Source organism: Muriicola sp. Z0-33 (assembly GCF_026126425.1).
In the GTDB taxonomy this organism is placed as follows: Bacteria; Bacteroidota; Bacteroidia; order Flavobacteriales; family Flavobacteriaceae; genus JAFMPW01.
Genome location: NZ_JAFMPW010000004.1, coordinates 192,956 through 209,299, shown reverse-complemented (window position 1 = coordinate 209,299; position 16,344 = coordinate 192,956). Strand labels below are relative to the sequence as shown.

At 39.4% G+C, this 16,344-nt stretch carries 16 protein-coding genes; 11 read left to right on the top strand and 5 right to left on the bottom strand.

Translation table 11 applies throughout. The annotated features are described in order from the left end of the window. The first annotated feature begins 1 nt into the window (after position 1). The 11 genes from J1G40_RS08250 to tsaB all read left to right on the top strand — a co-directional run bounded on the left by J1G40_RS08250 (position 2) and on the right by tsaB (position 11,243). The gene (locus tag J1G40_RS08250; RefSeq protein WP_265242145.1) at positions 2-535 is read left to right on the top strand and encodes a DUF420 domain-containing protein; all 534 of its coding nucleotides are present in this window, start codon (positions 2-4) and stop codon (positions 533-535) included. 28 nt (positions 536-563) lie between these two features. Beyond that, positions 564-788, top strand: a complete 225-nt coding sequence (locus J1G40_RS08245) for a hypothetical protein (RefSeq protein WP_265242144.1) — start codon at positions 564-566, stop codon at positions 786-788. A 117-nt stretch (positions 789-905) separates the two neighbouring features. Beyond that, a complete protein-coding gene (locus tag J1G40_RS08240; protein ID WP_265242143.1) occupies positions 906-2,150 on the top strand; it encodes an ABC transporter permease in 1,245 nt (414 codons plus the stop codon). Positions 2,151-2,174: 24 nt separating this feature from the next. Further along, positions 2,175-3,434: an ABC transporter permease gene (locus tag J1G40_RS08235; protein WP_265242142.1), complete on the top strand. Its 1,260-nt coding sequence runs from the start codon at positions 2,175-2,177 to the stop codon at positions 3,432-3,434. A 126-nt stretch (positions 3,435-3,560) separates the two neighbouring features. Further along, positions 3,561-4,673 (top strand): efflux RND transporter periplasmic adaptor subunit, encoded by a 1,113-nt coding sequence (locus J1G40_RS08230; protein ID WP_265242141.1) that lies wholly within the window; start codon positions 3,561-3,563, stop codon positions 4,671-4,673. A gap of 97 nt (positions 4,674-4,770) precedes the next feature. Then, complete coding sequence (locus J1G40_RS08225; RefSeq protein ID WP_265242140.1) at positions 4,771-5,472, top strand: ABC transporter ATP-binding protein; 702 nt, start codon at positions 4,771-4,773, stop codon at positions 5,470-5,472. Continuing rightward, the gene (locus tag J1G40_RS08220; RefSeq protein WP_265242139.1) at positions 5,465-6,694 is read left to right on the top strand and encodes an ABC transporter permease; all 1,230 of its coding nucleotides are present in this window, start codon (positions 5,465-5,467) and stop codon (positions 6,692-6,694) included. Before J1G40_RS08225 ends, J1G40_RS08220 begins: the two co-directional genes overlap by 8 nt. 1 nt (position 6,695) lies before the next feature. Further along, positions 6,696-7,961, top strand: a complete 1,266-nt coding sequence (locus J1G40_RS08215) for an ABC transporter permease (protein WP_265242138.1) — start codon at positions 6,696-6,698, stop codon at positions 7,959-7,961. A 38-nt stretch (positions 7,962-7,999) separates the two neighbouring features. Next, positions 8,000-9,127: an efflux RND transporter periplasmic adaptor subunit gene (locus tag J1G40_RS08210; protein WP_265242137.1), complete on the top strand. Its 1,128-nt coding sequence runs from the start codon at positions 8,000-8,002 to the stop codon at positions 9,125-9,127. 51 nt (positions 9,128-9,178) lie between these two features. After that, complete coding sequence (locus J1G40_RS08205) at positions 9,179-10,519, top strand: TolC family protein (RefSeq protein ID WP_265242136.1); 1,341 nt, start codon at positions 9,179-9,181, stop codon at positions 10,517-10,519. A 61-nt stretch (positions 10,520-10,580) separates the two neighbouring features. Beyond that, positions 10,581-11,243 (top strand): tRNA (adenosine(37)-N6)-threonylcarbamoyltransferase complex dimerization subunit type 1 TsaB, encoded by a 663-nt coding sequence (gene tsaB / locus J1G40_RS08200; protein ID WP_265242135.1) that lies wholly within the window; start codon positions 10,581-10,583, stop codon positions 11,241-11,243. 70 nt (positions 11,244-11,313) lie between these two features. Here the strand turns inward: tsaB and J1G40_RS08195 are convergent, their stop codons facing one another. The 5 genes from J1G40_RS08195 to J1G40_RS08175 all read right to left on the bottom strand — a co-directional run bounded on the left by J1G40_RS08195 (position 11,314) and on the right by J1G40_RS08175 (position 16,317). Next, positions 11,314-12,012, bottom strand: coding sequence for a hypothetical protein (locus J1G40_RS08195; protein ID WP_265242134.1), 699 nt, complete (start codon positions 12,010-12,012; stop codon positions 11,314-11,316). A gap of 38 nt (positions 12,013-12,050) precedes the next feature. Then, positions 12,051-12,872, bottom strand: coding sequence for a mechanosensitive ion channel family protein (locus tag J1G40_RS08190; protein WP_265242133.1), 822 nt, complete (start codon positions 12,870-12,872; stop codon positions 12,051-12,053). Positions 12,873-12,941: 69 nt separating this feature from the next. Beyond that, the gene (locus tag J1G40_RS08185; protein WP_265242132.1) at positions 12,942-14,996 is read right to left on the bottom strand and encodes a thioredoxin domain-containing protein; all 2,055 of its coding nucleotides are present in this window, start codon (positions 14,994-14,996) and stop codon (positions 12,942-12,944) included. 147 nt (positions 14,997-15,143) lie between these two features. Continuing rightward, complete coding sequence (locus tag J1G40_RS08180) at positions 15,144-15,344, bottom strand: dodecin family protein (RefSeq protein ID WP_265242131.1); 201 nt, start codon at positions 15,342-15,344, stop codon at positions 15,144-15,146. Positions 15,345-15,414: 70 nt separating this feature from the next. Next, positions 15,415-16,317, bottom strand: coding sequence for a NifU family protein (locus tag J1G40_RS08175; RefSeq protein WP_265242130.1), 903 nt, complete (start codon positions 16,315-16,317; stop codon positions 15,415-15,417). Between the last annotated feature and the right edge of the window lie 27 nt (positions 16,318-16,344).

Here is a 16,344-nt window from a genome sequence, read left to right as displayed (position 1 = left end):
GATGGCGAAACTGATTGACAAAGAGAAAAGAGTTAATAGAGCTATTACCGTTGTATCTATTATAGTTCCGCTCCTTGTTGCAGTATTGTTTGGGGTAAAAATTCCTAATTCGGAACCCCTGAGTTTTTTGCCACCCATATACGCGGCTATCAATGGTCTGACCGCAATTCTGTTGATTATTGCTGTATGGGCCATAAAGAGGGGAAAGAAGAAGACGCATCAATATTTAATGACCAGTTGTTTAGGGCTTTCGTGTTTGTTTTTGATAATGTATGTGGCCTATCACATGACCTCGGACTCTACCACATTTGGAGGAGAGGGGGTAATCAGGATAGTATATTTGTTTATTCTGATTACGCATATTGTACTCTCTATAGCAATAATACCTTTGGTGCTGAAAACTTATTCCAGGGCCTACTTAAAAAACTATGAAGCGCATAGGAGATTAGCAAAAATTACCTTTCCGATTTGGCTATATGTTGCAATAACCGGAGTAGTTGTTTATTTGATGATTTCGCCTTACTATGTGCATTGAGGAAGTATTGAAATTATAATTTTGTTGAATGAAGGTTTTTAAAAAACACTTATCTGTAATATTAATTCTGGGACTACTTCTTATCCCTGATTATACGGAAGCCCAGTGTGCTATGTGCAGGGCGGTACTGGAAAGTGAGGATAATACTTCCGTAGCTGAGGGTATTAACAATGGAATTGTGTATTTAATGGCTATTCCTTATTTAATTGTAGCGGTATTAGGATTCATTATTTATAGAAAGATCAGGTCTTAGTCCTTGATTACTGAATATTTAACACTTTTTTAAGCCCAATACTGTAACAATATTTTTCCCCTATAGTCTTACTAGTAATACATCGCGTACATCATCAATCAAAAAACAACCAACCCAATGTTCGACATTGAAAGATGGCAGGAGATATTCGACACTATTCGTAAAAATAAATTACGAACATTTCTTACTGGTCTTTCCGTAGCTTCCGGTATTTTTATTCTTGTTATTTTATTGGGTTTTGGTCAGGGGATGCAAAATGGTATTGCGCATGAATTTGAGCAGGACGCATCTACCAGCGTATGGGTTTGGCCAGGGGTAACTTCAAAAGAATACAAGGGCCTAAATCCAGGAAGAAGAATTCAACTTACCAATGAAAATTATGAAACCGCAGCCAACTTGTTTCATGATGTAATCGAAAACAAATCTCCCAGAAATTTTGTCCGCAATATTACGGTTAATTACGGCAAGGAGGCTCTGGTCTATGGAGTACAAGGTGTATCAGCTCAATTCCAGTTTATCGAGAATGTTACCATGAGCGAAGGCCGATTCATCAACTACCTGGATGAATCTAATACGGGCAAAGTAGCAATTATTGGAAATAAAATTAAGCGAGATGTTTTTACCGATGTAGACTCACCCGTAGGTGAGTTAATAGAAATTTCCGGAATACCCTTTAAAATTATTGGTGTTTTTGGGGAGCAGGAAGAGAGAGAAGAGGAGCGCATTTATATACCAATTACAACGGCGCAAAGAGTATTCAATGGGGGAGACAGAATCAACCATATGTCGTATACCTTACCTCCTGTGGAGAATTTTGATCAGGCAGTGGCACAGGCGGTAAGCTTTAAGAATGAAATGAAGGCCTATGTGCAACAAGCTCATACTATTGCTCCGGATGATACCAGTGGGGTAGAGGTATGGAGTGCAATGGAAGAAGCAAAAAGATATTACAGTCTGACAGGAAATATAAAATTTTTCTTTTGGTTTGTTGGTATTTGTACCATCATAGCCGGGGTAGTTGGGGTAAGCAATATTATGTTGATTGTTGTAAAGGAAAGAACCCGGGAAATAGGGATTAGAAAGGCTTTAGGTGCAAAGCCATGGTCTATTGTAGGGATGATTCTTCATGAATCTATTTTCGTAACTGCTATTTCTGGTTTTGGAGGGTTGATATTCAGTATGGGACTTCTGGAAATTGTAGGGCCGCATATTGAAGTGGATTACATTATTAATCCCTCGGTTAATTTTACTGTGGCTATCTCAACTGTCTTTGTCCTGATACTTGCCGGAACGATTGCCGGATTTTTTCCGGCCTGGAGAGCCGCAAGAATTCATACAATAGAAGCCCTTCGGGATGTATAAGTAAACCGTAATTGATGTCAAATTATGTTTAATAGGGATCGTTGGAAAGAGATTTTGGAAGTGCTGACCACTAATTGGTTTCGTACTGTGCTGACGGCATTTGGTGTTTTTTGGGGGATTCTAATTTTGATTATTCTCCTGGCGGCGGGCAAGGGATTGGAAAATGGCATAAAATCAGACTTTGGAGATATCGCGACCAACACAATGTTTATGTGGACCAGGTCTACAACCAAGGCATATGAAGGATTGCCCCAGGGCAGGAGCTTCGAATTTAAAATTGAAGATGTAAGGACAATAGAGGAGAACGTTCCTAATCTACGTTACATTTCTCCGAGAAATCGACTCGGTGGTTTCAGGGGTGGAAATAACGTCACAAGAGGAACAAAAGTTGGTGCATATAATGTTTACGGAGATTATCCGGAAATTATAAATCAGGACCCAATGACCATAACTGCGGGGAGATTTATAAATCATAATGATATTAATGATAAGAGGAAAGTAGCCATCATAGGCAATGGTGTAAGAAACGATCTTTATGAAAAAGATGAGGAGGTTTTGGGGAGTTATATAAAAATCCAGGGGGTAAATTTTACGGTAGTTGGCACCTATAAGAAAAACAGTAATGACGGCGATGGGGAAGAAGGGCAAAAACAAATATTTATTCCTTTTACCGCCTTTTCTCAGGCATTTAATACGGGGGGCAATGTAGACTGGATGGCTATAACAGCAAATGACGGTTATTCTATAACCAGCCTTAAAGAAGGGATAATTAAACTGATGAAGGAAAAGCATAAAGTGCATCCGGATGATACCAGGGCGATTGGCTTCTTTGATATTTATGAGCGTTATAATCGGGTGGAAAGTTTGTTCGGGGCTATGAGTTTTATAGCCTACTTTGTGGGCATACTGGTGCTGGTATCAGGAATTATTGGCGTGAGTAATATCATGCTGATTGTGGTGAAGGAAAGAACCAAAGAAATTGGGATTAGAAGGGCCCTGGGAGAGGCCCCCTGGTCTATAAAAATGCAAATTTTAATGGAATCTATTTTTCTGACTATAATATCCGGAATGGCAGGTATAATATTTGGTGCCCTGTTCATATATGGGGTAAATGCATTGTTAGATGCCAATGGACCCGTAGATATGTTCCTCAACCCAAGTGTAAGTCTTGGTGTTGTTACAGCCGCATTAATTATTCTGATGCTATCTGGCTTATTGGCTGGTTTTATCCCTGCTCAAAGTGCAATTAAGGTAAAACCCATAGACGCGTTACGAACAGAGTAAGAAGAAAAAGGATTTTGGCCTTAGGGCTTTCTCTTGAGACAAGAAAGCTTTCAACACCTATTGAGAGGCCGGCAATGGAGAAAAAAGAGAAATACGAATACATCAATCAACAAGAATAGAAATACAATGAAAAAGTCAGTTACAATTATCATTCTCTTGATTATAGTTATAGCCTTCGGAGGTTCTATGTACTATCTGTATCAAAAGAATTCTGAAGATCCAGTAGTCTATGAAACCGAAAAACCTTCCAAACAAAACATCATCAAGAAAACGGTGGCTACGGGGAGTATTTTACCCCTCGAAGAGGTATTGATAAAGCCAAACATTTCTGGAGTTATTGAGGAAGTATATGTAATTGGAGGAGATTACGTAAAATCCGGAGATTTACTGGCGAAAATTAAGGTCGTGCCCAATCTTAACGCGCTTAATGATGCCAAGAATAGTATCGATGAGGCCAAAATTGCACTAGACGACCAGCAGCGTAATTATCTGAGACAAAAAAGTCTCTTTGACAAAGGGGTAATCTCACAGGTAGACCTGGAACGTGCCCAGGTGAGCTATGATCAGTCCAAACAGGCCTATGCCGCTGCGAATAAACGATACGATATTGTTAAAACCGGGACCACAAGGGGCTACGGGAATGCGGCCAATACTTTGATTAGATCTACGGTTAGCGGGATGGTATTAGAAGTTCCGGTAGAAGTGGGTAACCAGGTAATTGAGAGTAATAATTTTAATGAAGGTACAACCATTGCGGCAATTGCTGATGTGGAGAAAATGATATTTGAAGGTAAGGTAGATGAGTCGGAAGTGGGGAAAATTACCGAAGACCTCCCTTTGGAAATAACGGTAGGAGCTATTGAAAATAAAATTTTTGATGCCGTACTCGATTATATTGCGCCAAAAGGGAATGAAGAAAACGGGGCAATTCAATTTGAGATCAAAGGCACGTTGAAGAAACAAGACACCGTATTCATCAGGGCCGGCCTAAGTGCAAATGCTTCCATTATCTTAGGAAGGGCAGATAGTGTCCTGGCAGTAAAAGAGGCTTTGATACAGTTTGATCCCGACACGAAAAAACCTTTTGTTGAAATAGCAACAGGAGAGCAGCAGTTTGAAAGGCGGGATGTGGAATTAGGCCTTAGTGACGGCATCTTTGTGGAACTTAAATCCGGAATAGATGAAGATGACGAGATTAAAGTATGGAATCAGATTGAACCGGATCAATTTGGTCGATAGCAGTTTTTAACATAAAATTTAGAAAGCATTTTGTAACATTTTAACAACTTGCCAGTCTTATTACCGGATTAAAAATCCAAAAACAATAATACCAGCCATGATAGAAATAAAAGACCTTCACAAATCGTATAAAATGGGAAGCAATTCCCTTCACGTGCTAAAAGGAATTAATTTTAAAGCAGAAGAAGGTGAATTGGTAGCCATAATGGGCTCTTCCGGTTCCGGAAAATCTACGCTATTAAACATTTTGGGGATGCTCGATGTTGCTGACGAAGGTGAGTATATTTTGGATGGAGTGCCCATCAAGGACCTTAATGAGACCAAGGCCGCCAATTATAGAAACAAATTTCTAGGATTTATTTTTCAATCCTTTAATCTCATCAATTATAAAAATGCCTTAGAAAATGTGGCCTTACCGCTGTATTATCAGCGTATGCCCAGAAAGGCCAGGCAGGAAAAAGCCTTGAAGTATTTAGAATTGGTTGGTTTAAAAGACTGGGCACACCATTTGCCAAGCGAGCTCTCCGGTGGTCAGAAACAACGTGTGGCTATAGCCAGGGCAATGGCGGCCGAACCAAAAGTGGTTCTGGCGGATGAGCTGACAGGAGCACTTGATAGTGTTACTTCATATGAGGTTATGGATCTGGTACAAAAAATAAATGATCAGGGAAACACTATTCTGGTGGTTACCCATGAAGATGATATTGCCCATATGTGCAAGCGAATAATTCATCTGAAGGATGGTGTTATTGAAAAAGACGAAAAAGTAAAGCAGGTAAGAGCTTCCGAATATGTTTAGTAGAGACGCTTGGAAAGAGATATTTGAGACCATTCAAAAGAATAAGTTACGTACTTTTCTTTCCGGGTTCACCGTGGCCTTGGGTATTTTCATCTTTGTGGTATTATTTGGAATGGGCAACGGGCTTATCAATACCTTCAACGAATTTTTCAAAGACGATGCCACCAATGTACTATATATTTTTCCGGGCAGAACCACTGAGCCATATAAAGGATATAAGTCTAACAGGAGAATAGAATTTGATAATAGCGACCTTGCCGATATCAAAAAGAACTATCCCATGTTTCTGGAGTATATCACTCCGCGTATTTCCAGAAATAATTTGGTAAAATACAAAGAAGAGTCCAATAATTACAGTACAAGAGCCGTAGGTCCTGCACATCAATTTGCCGAAAAAACTATCATAATGAAGGGCAGGTATCTGAATGTAGAGGATATTAAAAATAAAACGAAAACCGCGGTGATTGGCAGGTTGGTAGAAAAAGATCTCTTCAATGGCGAAAATTCTATCGGAGAATATATAGATGTTGGGGGTAGTGTGTTTAAAGTAATTGGTGTTTTCCAGGATGAAGGGGGAGACAATGAAGAGCGCAATATCTATATCCCCTATACCACCAGGCAATTAATAGAAAAGAATACAGATAAAATAGATTTCATCATTACCGCATTTAAACCGGAAATGGGGTACGTAGGAGCCATGGCTTTTGAAAAGACACTGGATAAGTTTATGCGGTCCAAAAAATATATAAGCCCGGATGATCAGAATGCGCTCTTTATTCGGAATGTGGCAGATCAGCTAAAGCAAAACCAGCAATTTGCAAGAATATTACAAATGATAGTCGCTTTTGTGGCTTTTGGGACGATAATCGCAGGGATTATTGGGATCAGCAATATAATGGTATTTGTGGTAAAAGAACGGACCAAGGAATTGGGAATTAGAAAAGCACTTGGCGCTACGCCCAGAGTAGTTATCAGTACTATTCTTGTAGAATCTGTTTTCATAACAGCAGTTTCTGGGTTTATAGGGATGTTTCTGGGTATAATACTATTGAATTCTTTGGGAGACAAATTAGAGGATTTCTTTATCACCAATCCTTATCTGAATATAGGAATGGCAATTACAGCCACTTTAGTGTTAGTGCTATTTGGGGCCATAGCGGGTTATGTGCCTGCCCGACGAGCGGCACGAATTAAACCAATTGTAGCATTAAGGGACGAATAATATGAAATTTATATTTGATAGAAATACCTGGCAGGAGATTTTCGGTTCTATTCGTAAGAATAAGACGAGAACTATAATTACCGTAATTGGTGTCCTATGGGGTATTTTCATCTATATCGCCTTATCGGGAGCAGCAAAGGGAATGGACAATGGTTTTGAAAAGGCCTTCGAAACTGTGGCCAAAAATAGTATGTTCGCCTGGGCACAAAGGACCAGTATTCCGCATGAAGGGTTTAAGACCGGGAGACAATTACAACTAAAAGTTGCGGATGCGTCGGTAATAAAGAATCGCATTCCCGAAGTCCAGAATATTGCCCCATTAAATGTTAGGGGAGTCTTTGGAGATACCCCGGCAACTACAGGAAGAGGACTAAAATCCGGAACCTATACCGTTTGGGGGTATTATCCGGTATATTCTAAGATTACCGCAAAAAAGATATTTGATAAAGGTAGGTTTATCAACGAGGACGATATAAAGCAGGCCAGGAAAGTATGTGTTATTGGTGAAAGAACACTTCAGGAATTATATGATAAGGACGAGGAAGCGGTTGGGACGTTCATCAAAGTAGACAACGTTTATTTCCAGGTGGTAGGTGTACATAAGTTTACACCTACAACTCCTTTTGATGCCGATGGAGATATCTGGATCCCCTTTACAACGTATAAGAAATTGTACAATACTGGTGAAAATGTCTCCTTCTTCGCTATTGCTGCATATGACGATGTAGATGTAATAGAGGTTGAAGAGAACGTTTTAAAAGTGCTGCGTAGCACACATAGAGTGCACCCCGAAGATGAGCGGGCTTTTGGATCTGTAAATCTCGGTGAAATATTTGGCCGTGTAATGGGCTTCGCTAATGGGATTACATTTTTGTCTTTGGTAGTTGGCCTGGCCACAATCTTAGCCGGTGTAATTGGGATTGGTAATATATTATTGATATCGGTTAAAGAAAGGACCAAAGAACTGGGTGTCAGAAGAGCCCTGGGTGCCACACCCAGAGAAGTACGTTCACAGATCATCCTTGAATCCGTTTTCCTGACTATGATAGCCGGTATAGTGGGTATTATATTGGGAGCTGGCGTGCTGAGCATAATAAACACCCTGACAAAGGATAATGACAACTTCCCGTTTACCAATCCTACGCTTCCAATTCCATACGTGATTGGCGCCTTGTTGATAATGGTAATTCTGGGAACCCTGATTGGACTTATACCCGCCCAAAGAGCGGTAAGCATAAAACCTATAGACGCATTAAGAGAAGAATAATCAACCTTAAATAAAAGACTAATTCAACACGAAATAAAATGAATAAAATTGTAAAGTACATACTAATAGGAGTCCTGGTGATTGGAGCACTCTGGGCAGCGGCCTTTTTTGTTAAATCTAATAGCAAAGGAGCCATCACTTTTGAAACTCAGAAGCCGTTTACTTCCAGCATTGAAATGAAAACAGTGGCCACCGGGAAAGTGATACCGGAGGATGAAATTGAAATTAAACCTCAAATTTCTGGAATTATTGAAAAAATCTTTATGGAAGAAGGTGAGGATGTAAGAGCAGGTGATTTAATTGCGCGTATAAAAGTGGTACCCAATGAGCAAGCGCTAAACCAGGCCAGAGGACGTGTAAGGAGTGCCGAAATTGCATTGAATAATACGACGACAGAGTATAATAGAAATAAGGCCTTATTTGATAAAGGGGTTATATCTAGTCAGGATTTTAATGCCTTGCAGTTGCAATTTGATCAGGCGCAGCAAGAATTGCAAAACTCCCGGGCAGATTACCAGATCATCAGAAGAGGTTCTGCAGGAGGTTCTTCTAGTGCAAATACCAATATAAGGGCAACAGTCACAGGGACTATACTAGAGATTCCTGTTGAAGAAGGCGATCAGGTAATTCAAAGTAACAACTTTAACGACGGGACAACCATAGCTTCAATTGCCGATCTTGGTAAAATGATTTTTGAAGGTAAGGTCGATGAAGGCGAAGTTGGAAAATTAAAGGTAGGGATGCCATTAAAAATTAGCCTCGGTGCAGTAGAAGGTAAAGAACTCGATGCTAAACTAAAGTTTATTGCACCAAAAGGGATTGAAGAGACAGGGGCAGTTCAATTTAAGATAGAAGGTGATGTGGAAGTAGATACCACATTTATGATACGGGCGGGCTATAGTGCCAATGCATCACTTGTACTGGAGAAGAAAGACAGTATTATGGTCATTCCGGAAGCTTTGCTACAGTTTGATAAAGAGACGGATAAACCCTATGTGGAAGTGTCTGTAGGCGAACAAAAATTTGAGCGAAAAGACATAGAGATTGGAATTTCCGATGGGGTTAATGTTGAGATTGTTTCAGGTATTACTGAAGAAGATGAGGTAAAGGTATGGAACAAGACAGAACCTGTAAAGAAAGGTGAGGACGAAGAGGAAGATGCCTAAACAAAAATCAAACAAAATTAGTTAAGACAATATCAAATCAAAAAACGACAGATGAAATTTAAAATAACACTGTTGATAATGCTGTTCTCTATTGGAATGCTATCAGCTCAGCAAAAAAAATGGACCCTTGAAGAGTGCGTTAATTATGCTGTTGAAAATAACCTGAGTATAGACCAATTTGAATTGGATCTTGAAAACGCCAAAATTGATAAATCAGATGCCGTGGGAAATATGCTCCCAAATCTAAATGTTCAGACCAGATTGTCAGGAAATACAGGTTTGGTGCTCAACCCAACGACAAACAGCTTGGTTTCAGCAACCATAGTTTCCGCTTCCAATGATTTCACCTCTACAATGACCTTGTTTGATGGGCTGAGGAATGTTAAACAATTACACAGAGCAAAATTAAATGCAATATCCAATCAATATAGATTGGATGACCTTGTTGATGATATTCGCTTAAATGTGGCGGTGGCATACTTGCAAATCCTGTCTAATAAAGAATCCCTTAAGGTTTTTAGGGCCCAATATGCGGTTACCGAGCAGGATATGAAACGGACCAAAGAACTGGTAGAATCCGGGGTTGTGGCAAAAGGAGATTTGTTAGAAATTGAAGCAACGGCCGCTGGTCAGGAACAGCAAATAGTTAATGGTGAAAACCTGGTCTTGATATCCAGAATAAATTTGGCACAGTTACTTCAGATAACGGATTATGAGAATTTCGATATCTCTGATGAGGAGTTTGATGTACCCCCCTCAGACATACTAAACAATTCACCTAAAGTTATCTTTGATAAGGCTTTGACTTTTAGAAACGATATTAAGTTTTCAGAATCCCTTGTGGGTTTGGCAGAAAAGGATCTTGAAATATCCAGGGGTGCCAGTTATCCGGTAGTGTCTGCATTTTTTAATTACAATACAAGATATTCTGATCAAACCCGTGATCCTGTGACCGGCGAAAAAGTTGGTTTTAAGGATCAATTATGGATCAATGACGGAATTTCATATGGGGCGCAATTAAACATTCCGGTTTTTAATGGGTTTAGTACTAGAAATAGGATAAAAAGATCTGTAATAGATCTGGATAAGGCCAGAATACAATTAGAACAAGACAAATTGGCTTTGGAGACCAACATTAACCAGGCCTATGTTGATGTTGAAAACAGTGCTAAAGCCTATGAATCTGCGCAAAAAACCCTAGAGGCCAGAAGCCTGGCATATCAGTACTCCAAAGAACGTTTCGATGTAGGGCTAATGAATGCCTTTGATTTTAGTCAGGCACAATCCAGGGTGGATAATGCAGAAGCCGAAGTAATCCGTACTAAATTCGATTATATCTTTAGAATTAAGGTCCTTGAATTCTACTTTGGGCTACCCATTGTATTAAATTAAAAGATGAAAGCCTGTTCATTGTTTTAAAAGGTGAACAGGCTTAACTATCTTCGCGGTTCCTATGGCAATCATTTTAAACATAGAAACTGCTACTACAAATTGTTCTGTAAGTCTTGCTCAAAACGGGGAGTTAGTTCAAATCAGGGAACATAATTCACCCACTTATTCTCATTCCGAGCAGTTGCACGTATTTATTGAAGAAATTTTAAGCGTCTCTGCTATAGACATTTCTGAATTGGATGCAATTGCCGTCAGTAAGGGTCCCGGTAGTTATACCGGGCTGCGAATTGGCGTATCAGCGGCAAAAGGACTGTGTTTTTCATTAGATATACCGCTAATATCGGTTCCTACTCTGGAGAGTATGGCGTATCAGAAGAAAATTGACTCAGGATTTATAATTCCCGTACTCGATGCGCGCCGAATGGAAGTATACTCTGCTGTTTTTGATCATTCCTATCGTAAGATAAGAGATACTGCCGCTGAAATTATAGACGCAGATTCCTTTGGGCAGTACTCAACAAAGGGGAAAGTGCACCTTTTAGGCAGTGGTGCAGCTAAATGCACGGAACTTCTGAATCATCCGAATTTTTCTTTTGAAACAGAACTGGTGCCTTCTGCAACTGAAATGTGTTCTCTTTCCTATGCAAAATTTAAAAATGAACAGTTTGAAGACCTGGCTTATTTTGAACCTTACTATTTGAAGAATTTCATGTCTAAACCATGACCATTTAGTGCAATAGCCAGCACTCACAAATTAATGTGATAACCTTTAAATGCCCGATTGTACAATGAGGTTATGAGTTAACCTCTTGTGTTTTATCAGCTGCTTTAATGGAATTGTAAAAATTTAATAATTGCAACACTTCTTCTTCAGTTTTAAGCTTAAGATCATTATCTGATACAAATTGCTTCACTTCCGAAAAATGTTCATCACGGAGGTATTTAAGTACCTGTCTCTTATTTAAGGTGATTTCAACTGCCTTTTGCGATCCAACTTTCAGATAGTGGCTTGAAACATCCTTATAAGTAGGAGGGCTGTAATCCTCATAGCCTGTTTCGGGCTTTTCGGCCTGTACAAATATTTTTTTTGGTTTGTAGAAAAGCGTAACGTAGCCCTCGTTCAATGGATTAAAATAACCCTGTTTCTCTTTTCCATTCTCTACATAATCCATTATCCGGTAGGTCTTTCCGCCAAAATGGGCTTCGAGGTCTTTGCGCTTTAACAAGTTAAACGTCTTCTGATATTTGTCCTTCATTTCAATCTGATCGGAAAATGCATTATATCGCATTAACAATCGAACATTTCTCCCATTAACAAAGGTATTTCCTGCAACATAAAGCTCAGTAAAATAAGGTGAACCCTCAATAGGAACTTCTTCTATAACAATTCCAACCTGGGATTCATAGCTAGGGACGGCACGTCGGGACAACTCAGAGATCTGCGCTGAGGATACCGAAACGGATAGTATTAGTAATATTAAAATTGCTTTCATAACGCTATAAGATACGAAAATAACAGCGGAAAGTCAAGTCAGTTTTTCTTGTGAATGTCTAGCTGTGGGAATGGGATTTCGATACCAGCCTCATCAAACCTGTACTTCAATTCTTCCATAACATGGAAGTGGGCCGCCCAGAAGTCATCGTTGGTGGCCCAAAACCTGAGTGAAAGGACTACCGAACTATCGCCTAATTCTCCAACATACACTTCAGGTTTCGGATCTTTAAGAATAGCCTCATAGTCAGCACAAATCTGTAGTAAGATTTCCTTAGCTTGTTTTATGTTAGCACCATAAGCAATGCCAACGTCAATTTTATCCCTTCGGTCTTTCTCCCCGTTGTAATTAATAATTTTATTGTTAGATAACTGACCATTGGGAATAATTGCCACCTGGTTCCCAAAAGTATTCAGTTTAGTGGTAAAGATGGTGATCTCTTTTACCGTACCTTCCGCGCCTTGGGCGGAGATCCAATCGCCCACCCTGAAAGGTTTAAACAATAGAATTAAGACGCCCCCGGCGAAATTAGATAAAGAACCTTGCAACGCCAGCCCTATGGCCAGCCCTGCGGCACCAATCATGGCCACCAAGGAAGAAGATTTTACGCCAAGTTGGGTAACCACAAGAACAAAAAGTAATACTTTGAGGCCTATACTTATAAAACTCTCGAGAAAGGTTTCTAAGGCCAGGTCATAATCCTTATAAAGGAAAAATTTCCGTACCAGCCTGTTGATAATTCTAATGATCCAAAGGCCTACAACTAAAATAAATACCGCCATCAGGATATTTGGAAAAATTGCCCAAATCCAATCGATGGCATTATCTATATGTTCCTGATAATTTGTTATTTCGTCCATATAAAATTATTTGGCAGCTGCAAAACAAGTTAAAATATAATTAAATATCAAGCTACAAAAACTTTAATATTACCTGTCATCTGATGCCTGAGTTATTTGTTCCATCACCTCAGCCGGAGTAGTAACCGGAAGTTTGCAGGAACCCTGCTGGCAAACATAGACTAAGGTATTCCCTTCTTCCAATCGGTTCTGCAGCAAAGATAGCTGACTTGTGCCTGCGGTTGCAGCGAAAACCGTATTGGGGAGATAATTTGCCTGCAGGGTTCGGACAATTTCTTCATATTTTTCTCCCACTACGGCAATTTCATAAAAGGGTTTATTAAAGTATAGTGGCATATTTAACCAATTGGCATGGTTATGTCCGCTTTCCTGAATGGTTTCCTGAATGGTTCCGAACATATTTAAGGCAATTTCCTCATAGGGGGAATCCAGGAAGATTTTAGACATTTTAAATAATGTTAATGCCATTATTGAATTGGATGATGGAATTACATTATCCGCGGTTTCTATTGTTCTTCTGATGACGTAATCGTCTTTCTTAGATGTAAAATAGAATAACCCACTTTCAGGATCCTGATAATTAGCAATGCAATAGTCGAGCAGTGCCTTCGATTGCTGCAGCCATTTTTCATCTGCTGTAACTTCATAAAGTTGCATGAATGCGTTTGCCACTGTTACCAAATCTTCTAAATACCCATTAATACTACTTGTGCCGTTCTTATGATTGCGATACATGCCGCCATCGGCCTTAATTAGGTTTTCCTTAATGAATGAGGCATTTTTCAAGGCGAGCTTCAGGTACTCCTCATTGCCAAGATATTTATAAGCATCTATAAGACCTGAAAGCATTAAACCGTTCCAGGAGGTCAGAATTTTATCATCCAACCTGGGTTTGTCCCGTTTCTCACGTACTTTTAACAGTAGGTGCTTAGCATCATTTATCTTTTGCCGAAGTACTTCTGCCGAGATATCATGTTTTTTGGCAATAGCCTCATCGCTTTCATCCCGGATCAGAACATAGTTGCCTTTTTCCCAATGACCATAACTGTTGATATTGTAGTACGATTTAAACAGTTCAAAATTCTCACCTAATAACGGCTCCAACTCTTGCTTGTTCCATACATAATATGCACCTTCTTCCAGTTCCTTTTCTGAATTATAACTATCTGCATCGAGTGAGGAGTAAAATCCAAAACTTTCATCCATCAACTCGGTCATTACGAAAGAAATGGATTCTTCAACCACCTTTTTATACAATGAATTTCCAGTAGCTGCATATGCTTTTGAATAAACACTAATCAGCTGGCCATTATCATATAGCATTTTTTCAAAATGAGGAACATGCCATTTGTCGTCCACGGAATATCTGGCAAAACCTCCGCCGACATGATCATAAACCCCTCCGTAGGCCATTTTGGTAAGTGTGGTGTTGACATATTCAAGACTTGAAATATCATTCATGGCTGTACTATAGTGCAACAGAAAATTCAGGTTAACCGGCATCATAAATTTCGGAGCCCTATTGTATCCACCCATCTTAGTATCGAAAAACTTCTCCCAGTCCTTATAGATGGCTTGCAATTGATCTAGTTCTAGCATCCCGACCGCAGTTTCTGGTGGGGAGACCAGATTGATAGTTTTTAGCCCCTCTGCCAGCTTTTGTGCATAGTCCTCTATTTTACCCGGATCTTTTTTGTACAAGTCCTGAAGCTGATCCAAAACCCTAATCCAATCTGCTTTCTTTACATAGGTAGCACCCCAAAATGGTCTGCCATCTGGCAAGGCTACAATGTTTAAGGGCCAGCCCCCACTTCCTGTCATCATTTGAAGGGCGTCCATATATATATGATCTACATCCGGCCTCTCTTCTCTGTCTATTTTAATATTGACATAAGAACTATTCATAACCTCAGCAACCTCTGGGTCTTCGAAACACTCTTCTTCCATTACATGGCACCAATGGCAGGCAGCATAACCGATACTTATCAGTAATAATTTGTTTTCTTTTTTTGCCCGATGCAGTACTTCTGGCTTCCAGGCTTCCCAATTTACCGGATTATGCGCATGCTGAAGTAGGTAAGGGCTGGTTTCCTTAATGAGATCATTGGTGTATTCATGTGTCATTGGCGCCTTTTTTTGAGTACAGGCAGTACAACTAAAGAAAATTATTAATATGGCTGCTCTGTTTATAAACATAGTCAAAGATAGGGGGTTTTGGCCATAAAAAAAGCGCCTCTGAGGGCGCTTAATAAGTTCGTTAATCCATTTGAATTATTTTACTTCAAAGGTGATTTTAACGTTCACTCTGTAATCATCAAGTTCGCCATTTTTTACCGTAGCACTTTGTTCGTTGATGTACACAGATTTAATGTTATCTACTGATTTTGCCGCTTGGGCAACTGCCTTCTTTGCAGCATCCTCCCAGCTTTCGCTAGAATTTGCTAAAACTTCAATTACTTTTAAAACTGACATATGATTAATGTTTTTATGTTATATCTAAAGAAACAAATAAAAACTAGCATTGACAAGAATTATGGCAAGATTAGCCGTTGATGGCAACAACTTCATTTACCCTATCTCCCATCATGTTTTTAAGCATATTTTCTATCCCGTTTTTTAGTGTAAATGTAGAAGAAGGGCAACCACTGCAAGCACCCTGAAGGATTACATTTACAGTTTTGCTCTCTTCCTCATAGGACTGAAAAAGAATATTGCCCCCGTCACTGGCAACAGCAGGTTTTACATATTCATCCAATATGGCAATAATTTCCTGGGAAGTGTCATCCAGATTTTTATTTACTGCAGAAGCAGATGTTCCTGAATTCTGGCTGACCGATATGCTATCTGGCCCAACAGCTTCACCACCCTCTGCTATAAAATCACGTATCAATTCTCTTACCTCCGCGCTGATTTCATTCCAATCCGCAACATCATATTTTGTAACGGACACATAATTTTCGTCCATAAAAACCTCTTTTACATAAGGTAAATGAAAAAGCTTGGAAGCCAATTCTGAAGCTCCTGCTTCATCAATATTTTTAAATTCAAAAGTATCAGGTACAATCCTCTTATTTGCAACAAATTTTAACACTGCGGGGTTAGGGGTAACCTCCGCATAGATGGTTACGGCAACCTTATTAGCCCCAACTTCTTCAATAATAATTGGTTCCCCGGAATTCAGATATTCTACCAGTTGTTGCGCTACTTCATCCTTAACATCATTCCAGTCGATAATATCAAAGCGTTCTAGCGCAATAAAATTACCTGAGATATAAACGGTTTTAATAAAAGGAAGATAAAATAGTTGTTGCGCAATTGGCGAATTTTTAGCTTCGTCTATATTGGCAAATTCATAGTTATTACCCTGTGTAATAAAGTGATTGGTTTCAAACTTTAAGATGGCCGGGTTGCTGGTTTCAATTAGGGTGATATTAAACTCCTTCATAGTTCCGAAATTTATGCAAAAATACAA

Excerpts from the sequence above, each read along its gene's own strand:
- J1G40_RS08190 (WP_265242133.1), bottom strand. The coding sequence starts at position 12,872 with ATGGACGAAATAACAAATTATCAGGAACATATAGATAATGCCATCGAT.
- J1G40_RS08220 (WP_265242139.1), top strand. The coding sequence starts at position 5,465 with ATGTTTAGTAGAGACGCTTGGAAAGAGATATTTGAGACCATTCAAAAG.
- J1G40_RS08180 (WP_265242131.1), bottom strand. The coding sequence starts at position 15,344 with ATGTCAGTTTTAAAAGTAATTGAAGTTTTAGCAAATTCTAGCGAAAGC.
- J1G40_RS08185 (WP_265242132.1), bottom strand. The coding sequence starts at position 14,996 with ATGACACATGAATACACCAATGATCTCATTAAGGAAACCAGCCCTTAC.
- J1G40_RS08225 (WP_265242140.1), top strand. The coding sequence starts at position 4,771 with ATGATAGAAATAAAAGACCTTCACAAATCGTATAAAATGGGAAGCAAT.
- J1G40_RS08195 (WP_265242134.1), bottom strand. The coding sequence starts at position 12,012 with ATGAAAGCAATTTTAATATTACTAATACTATCCGTTTCGGTATCCTCA.
- J1G40_RS08175 (WP_265242130.1), bottom strand. The coding sequence starts at position 16,317 with ATGAAGGAGTTTAATATCACCCTAATTGAAACCAGCAACCCGGCCATC.
- tsaB (WP_265242135.1), top strand. The coding sequence starts at position 10,581 with ATGGCAATCATTTTAAACATAGAAACTGCTACTACAAATTGTTCTGTA.
- J1G40_RS08205 (WP_265242136.1), top strand. The coding sequence starts at position 9,179 with ATGAAATTTAAAATAACACTGTTGATAATGCTGTTCTCTATTGGAATG.
- J1G40_RS08250 (WP_265242145.1), top strand. The coding sequence starts at position 2 with ATGGCGAAACTGATTGACAAAGAGAAAAGAGTTAATAGAGCTATTACC.
- J1G40_RS08230 (WP_265242141.1), top strand. The coding sequence starts at position 3,561 with ATGAAAAAGTCAGTTACAATTATCATTCTCTTGATTATAGTTATAGCC.
- J1G40_RS08210 (WP_265242137.1), top strand. The coding sequence starts at position 8,000 with ATGAATAAAATTGTAAAGTACATACTAATAGGAGTCCTGGTGATTGGA.
- J1G40_RS08240 (WP_265242143.1), top strand. The coding sequence starts at position 906 with ATGTTCGACATTGAAAGATGGCAGGAGATATTCGACACTATTCGTAAA.
- J1G40_RS08245 (WP_265242144.1), top strand. The coding sequence starts at position 564 with ATGAAGGTTTTTAAAAAACACTTATCTGTAATATTAATTCTGGGACTA.
- J1G40_RS08215 (WP_265242138.1), top strand. The coding sequence starts at position 6,696 with ATGAAATTTATATTTGATAGAAATACCTGGCAGGAGATTTTCGGTTCT.
- J1G40_RS08235 (WP_265242142.1), top strand. The coding sequence starts at position 2,175 with ATGTTTAATAGGGATCGTTGGAAAGAGATTTTGGAAGTGCTGACCACT.